This window comes from Streptomyces sp. WG7, from assembly GCF_049975785.1.
GTDB lineage: Bacteria > Actinomycetota > Actinomycetes > Streptomycetales > Streptomycetaceae > Streptomyces.
The window spans coordinates 1-6,132 of the sequence record NZ_JBNGGE010000101.1 but is presented as its reverse complement, the minus strand read 5'-3'; the positions used below and the strand labels follow the sequence as shown (position 1 = coordinate 6,132).

The 6,132-nt window shown below is 74.4% G+C and carries 1 protein-coding gene; it reads left to right on the top strand.

Features of this window, described 5'->3' with window-relative positions; genetic code table 11:
• Positions 1-6,132: type I polyketide synthase (locus ACP4J0_RS38065; protein ID WP_426603962.1), on the top strand; the 6,132-nt coding region annotated here is incomplete at both ends.

Below are 6,132 nucleotides of genomic sequence, written 5' to 3'. Positions count from 1 at the left end.
CGGCCCCGACGGAGTCCTCTCCGCCATGGCCCAGGAGTGCCTGACCGCCGAAGGCGCCGCCTTCGCCCCGGTCCTGCGCTCCTCGCGCCCCGAGGCCGAGACCGTCACCGCCGCCCTCGCCCACGCCCACACCCGGGGCATCGCGGTCGACTGGGAGGCGTACTTCGCCGGGACCGGTGCGCGGCGCGTCGACCTGCCCACCTACGCCTTCCAGCGCCGGCGCTACTGGATCGAGTCGGGCCGCGGTGCCGGGGACCTGCGCGCCGTCGGCCTCGAAGCCGTGGGCCACCCGCTGCTGGGCGCGACCGTCGCGCTCGCCGACTCCGACGGCTTCCTCTTCACCGGCCGCCTCTCGCTCGACACCCACCCGTGGCTCGCGGACCACGCCGTCATGGGCTCCGTGCTGCTTCCCGGCACGGCATTCGTGGAACTGGCTGTACGCGCAGGCGACCAGGTCGGCTGTGACGTCCTGGAGGAACTCACCCTCCAGGCGCCCCTCGTGCTGCCCGAGCACGGCGGCGTGCAGGTGCAGATCCACGTGTCGGCGCCCGACACCGACGGCACGGGCCGGCGCACCTTCACGCTCTCCTCCCGTGCCGAGGGCGGCGCGGCCGACGAGTCGTGGGTGCGGCACGCCGACGGCGTCCTCGCCCAGGGCGCCGCCCGCCCGGACTTCGAGCTCACCCAGTGGCCCCCGGCGGGCGCCGAGCCCGTTCCGACGGAGAACCTGTACGCGGAGCTCTCCGCCCTCGGCATGGCGTACGGCCCCGTCTTCCGCGGGCTGACGGCCGCGTGGCGGCACGGGGAGAGCGTTTGCGTCGAGGTCGCGCTCCCCGAAGGACACACCGCGGGCGCGCAGGACTTCGGCCTGCACCCCGCCCTGCTCGACGCCGGCCTGCACGCGCTCGCCTTGGGCGGGCTGGGCGGCAACGACGGCGAAGGACGGCTCCCGTTCTCCTGGACAGGAGTGACCCTGCACGCCGCGGGCGCCGAGGCGCTGCGCGTCCGCCTCGCACCGGCGGGCACGGACGGCGTGCGGCTGGAGATCGCCGACACCTCCGGCACACCGGTCGCCACCGTGGACGCCCTCGTCCTGCGCGCCGTCTCCGCCGACCAGGTGCGGGCCGCCGGCACTGCCCATCACGAGACGGTGTTCCGCGCCGAGTGGACCCCCCTGCCGGGCAGCCCCGGCACCGCCTCCACGTCGCACCGTTGGGCCGTCGTGGGCGGTGCGGCAGCCGTCGCGTCGCTGCCGGGGCTGCTGCCCGGCGACGTCACCGTCCACGCAGACCTGGCCGCACTCGCGGCGGCCGTCGAAGCGGGCGAGGCCGTGCCGGACGCCGTGGTCGTCGGGTACGGCCCGGCGGAAGCGCTGTCGGCCCAGGCCGTGCACGCCGCCGCCCATGACGCGCTCGCGCTCGCCCAAGCATGGTGCGCCGACGAGCCCTTCGCAGGCGAGGCCTTCGCCGGCTGCCGTCTGGTCGTCGTCACCCAGGGCGCGGTCCCCACCGGCGCCGGTGCCACGGACACCGACCCCGTGCACGCCACCGTCGTGGGCCTGCTGCGCTCCGCGCAGTCCGAGTACCCCGACCGGCTGCTGCTCGTCGACACCGACGGACGTGAGGACTCCGTCCGTGCCCTGCCGTACGCCCTCGCGGCGGACGAGCCTCAACTCGCCCTGTACGCAGGCTCCGTGCACGCCCTGCGACTGGGCCGAGCCGTACGGCAGGACGTCGACGCCACCGCCACCGTCACCGCGTACGCACCCGGCAGGACCGTCCTCGTCACCGGCGCGGGCGGCATGCTCGGCGGCCTGGTCGCCCGCCGCCTCGTCACCGGACACGGCGTACGCCACCTCCTCCTCGTGGGACGCCGCGGCGGCGCCACCCCGGAGGCCGAGCGGCTGCGGGCCGAACTGACCGCGCTGGGCGCCACGGTCACCTGGGCGGCGTGCGACGTCGCCGACCGCGAAGCGCTCGCAGGCGTCCTGCGCGGCATCCCCGCCGCACACCCCCTCGGTGCGATCGTCCACACCGCCGGCGTACTCGACGACGGCGTCATCACGTCCCTCACCCCGCAGCGGCTCTCCGCCGTCCTGCGCCCCAAGGCCGACGCCGCCCTCAACCTGCACGAACTCACCCGGGACCTCGACCTCTCGGCCTTCGTCCTCTTCTCCTCCATCGGCGGCGTCTTCGGCGGCCCCGGCCAGGGCAACTACGCCGCCGCCAACGTCTTCCTCGACGCCCTCGCCCACCACCGGCGGGCCCAGGGCCTCACCGCCACCGCGATGGCCTGGGCCCTGTGGGCCGGCGGTGGCGACGACGCGCCCGGCGGCGCAGGCATGGCCGGCACCCTGGACGATGCCGACATCAGCCGCATGCGGCGCGCGGGCCTGCCCCCGCTGACCACCGCGGAAGGCATGGAACTCTTCGACGTCGCCCACCGCGTCGTCGAGGCCGCGCCCGTCCTCATGCGCGCCGACCTCGGCGCCCTGCGCGACCAGGCCCGGTCCGGCTCCCTGCCACCGCTGCTGCGCGGCCTCGTCCGGGTCCCCGCCCGCCGGGCCGCCGCCACCACCGGCACCGGGGGAGAGGACGGCCTGCGGCAGCGGCTGGCCGGGCTCGCCCCCGCCGACCGCGACCGCGCCCTGCTCGACCTCGTCCGCAAGCAGGTCGCCACCGCGCTCGGCTACCCCGGCCCTGCCTCCGTCGAGCCCGGACGCTCCTTCAAGGAACTGGGCTTCGACTCCCTCACCGCCGTCGAACTGCGCAACCTGCTCGCCGCCGCCACCGGCCGACGCCTGCCCGCCACCCTCGTGTTCGACTACCCGACGGCCACCGCGCTCGCCGGATACCTGCGCGAGGAACTCGTCGGCGACCTGACGGACGGGGACGCGGCCCGGGCCGGAACCGCCCTCGCACCGTCCCGACCGCGAACGGTCGACGCGGACGACGACCCCATCGCGATCGTCGCCATGAGCTGCCGATTCCCGGGCGGCGTCATGTCCCCCGAAGACCTGTGGGAGCTTCTGGCCGCCGGACGCGACGGCATCACCGGCTTCCCCGCCGACCGCGGCTGGGACCTCGACCACCTCTACAGCGACGACCCCGACAGCGAAGGCACCAGCTACGCCCGCGAGGGCGGCTTCCTCCACGACGCCGCCGACTTCGACGCCGCCTTCTTCGGCGTCTCGCCGCGCGAGGCGCTGGCCATGGACCCGCAGCAGCGCCTGCTGCTGGAGACCACCTGGGAGGCGTTCGAGCGCGCCGGGATCGACCCCACCACGCTGCGCGGCAGCCGCACCGGCGTCTTCGTGGGCTCCAACGCCCAGGACTACCTGCACCTGTGGCTCAACGACGTCGACGGCCTCGAAGGCCACCTCGGGACCGGCACCGCCGCCAGCGTCGTCTCCGGCCGCATCGCCTACACCTTCGGCCTCGAGGGCCCGGCCGTCACCATCGACACCGCCTGCTCGTCGTCCCTGGTCACCCTGCACCTGGCGGCACAGGCACTGCGGCGCGGCGACTGCTCGATGGCACTGGCCGGCGCCGTCACCATCATGTCCACCCCCGGCGCGTTCACCGAGTTCAGCCGCCAACGCGGCCTGGCCGCCGACGGCCGCATCAAGGCGTTCGACGCCTCGGCCGACGGTACGAGCTGGTCCGAGGGTGTCGCCCTGCTCCTCGTCGAGCGCCTGTCCGACGCGCGCGCCAACGGGCACCCGGTGCTCGCGGTCATGCGCGGCTCGGCCGTCAACCAGGACGGCGCGAGCAACGGCCTCACCGCGCCGAACGGCCCCTCCCAGCAGCGCGTCATCCGGGAAGCCCTCGCCGACGCGGGCCTGTCGGCCACGGACGTCGACGCGGTGGAGGCCCACGGCACCGGCACCACGCTGGGCGACCCGATCGAGGCTCAGGCCCTGCTCGCGACGTACGGCCAGGGCCGCCCCGCCGACCGCCCGGTGTGGCTCGGCTCCGTCAAGTCGAACATCGGCCACACCCAGGCCGTCGCCGGGGCCGCCGGCGTCATCAAGATGGTCATGGCGATGCGGCACGGCGTGCTGCCCCGGACCCTGCACGTGAACGAGCCGACGCCTTACGTCGACTGGACGGCGGGAGACATCGCCCTGCTGACGGAGGCGGTCCCGTGGCCGGAGACCGGCCGCCCGCGCCGCGCCGGCATCTCCTCCTTCGGCTACAGCGGCACCAACGCCCACGCGATCATCGAGCAGGCGCCCGCCGCCGTCCCGCCCGCGCGGCAGGAGCCGGCGCGCGACCTGCCCGTCGTGCCCTGGCTCGTCTCCGCCCGCACACCGACCGCCCTGCGGGCCCAGGCCGAGCGCCTGCACCCGACGGCCACCGGCGTCGCGGAGAGCGGCGATCTCGATTTCGCCTACTCCCTCGCCACCAGCCGCGCCGCCCTGGAACAGCGGGCCGCCATCATCGCCCCCGAGGCGGCCACGCGACTCGCCACCCTCACGGCCCTGGCCCGCGGCGACCATGCACCCGGCTTGGTGGAAGGCACCGTGACGACCGGCGCGCTCGCGTTCCTGTTCACGGGGCAGGGGAGTCAGCGGCTGGGGATGGGGCGTGAGTTGTATGCGGCCTATCCGGTGTTCGCGCGGGCGTTGGACGCTTTGGGTGAGCGGCTGGGTCTGGACGTGCTGTTCGGTGATGACGCGGAGGTGTTGGATCGTACGGAGTTCGCGCAGCCGGTGTTGTTCGCGGTGGAGGTGGCGCTGTTCCGGCTGCTGGAGTCGTGGGGTGTGAGGCCGGACTTCGTGTCGGGGCATTCGGTGGGTGAGATAGCTGCTGCGCATGTGGCGGGGGTGCTGTCGCTGGATGATGCGTGTGTGCTGGTGGCGGCGCGTGGGCGGTTGATGCAGGCGCTGCCGGCGGGTGGCGTGATGGTCGCGCTGGAGGCGTCGGAGGACGAGGTCCTGCCGCTGCTGACGGACCGGGTGAGTATCGCGGCGGTGAACGGGCCGCGGTCGGTGGTGATCGCGGGTGACGAGGACGCCGCGACGGCGATTGCGGAGTCGTTCGAGGGGCGGAAGTCGAAGCGGCTGGCGGTCAGTCATGCGTTTCATTCGCCGCACATGGACGGGATGCTGGAGGCGTTCCGTGAGGTGGTGTCGGGGCTGTCGTTCGAGGCCCCGGCCATCCCGGTGGTGTCGAACCTGACCGGTGCCCTGGTCACGGACGAGATGGCGTCGGCGGACTTCTGGGTGCGGCACGTGCGGGAGGCCGTGCGCTTCCTCGACGGCATCCGTGCCCTGGAGGCCGCGGGCGTCACCACGTACCTCGAACTCGGCCCCGACGGTGTGCTGTCCGCGATGGCGCAGGAGTGCGTGACGGGCGAGGGCGCGGCTTTCGTTCCGGTGATGCGGAAGGGCCGTGCTGAGGCGGAGAGTGCTGTCACGGCGCTGGCGCAGGCGTACGTGCGGGGCGTGGAGGTGGACTGGGCCGGGTTCTTCGCCGGCACGGGTGCGCGGCGGGTGGACCTGCCGACGCACGCCTTCCAGCGGCGGAGGTTCTGGCCGGAGACCGTACTCTGGGCGGCCCCCCAGTCCACGGCGCCGGATCGGCCGCATGCCGTGGACGCCCGGTTCTGGGATGCGGTGGAACGCGAGGACCTGGCCTCCTTGGCCGCCGATTTGGACGTGTCCGGTGATGCGTCGCTGGGTGAGGTGCTTCCGGTGTTGTCGGCGTGGCGTCGGCAGGGTCGGGAGCGGTCGGAGGTGGATGGCTGGCGGTACCGGGTGGTGTGGAAGCCGTTGGCCGAGGCTTCTGGCGCGCGCCTGTCTGGGTCGTGGCTGGTGGTCGTGCCGGTCGAGGGCGTGGACGATGCGGCGGTGGTGGGTGCGCTGGCCGGGCGTGGTGCGGAGGTGCGGCGGGTCGAGGTCGAGTCGGGCGTGGATCGTGCGGCGCTGGCGGGGCTGGTCGGTGGTGAGTGGGCGGGTGTCGTGTCGTTGCTGGACCTGGTCGGCACCGTGGGTCTGATCCAGGCTCTGGGTGATGCCAGGGTGGACGCCCGGCTGTGGTGTCTGACCCGGGGTGCGGTGTCGGTGGGCCGGTCGGACCGGTTGGTGTCGCCGGTGCAGGCGCAGGTGTGGGGTCTGGGCCGGGTGGC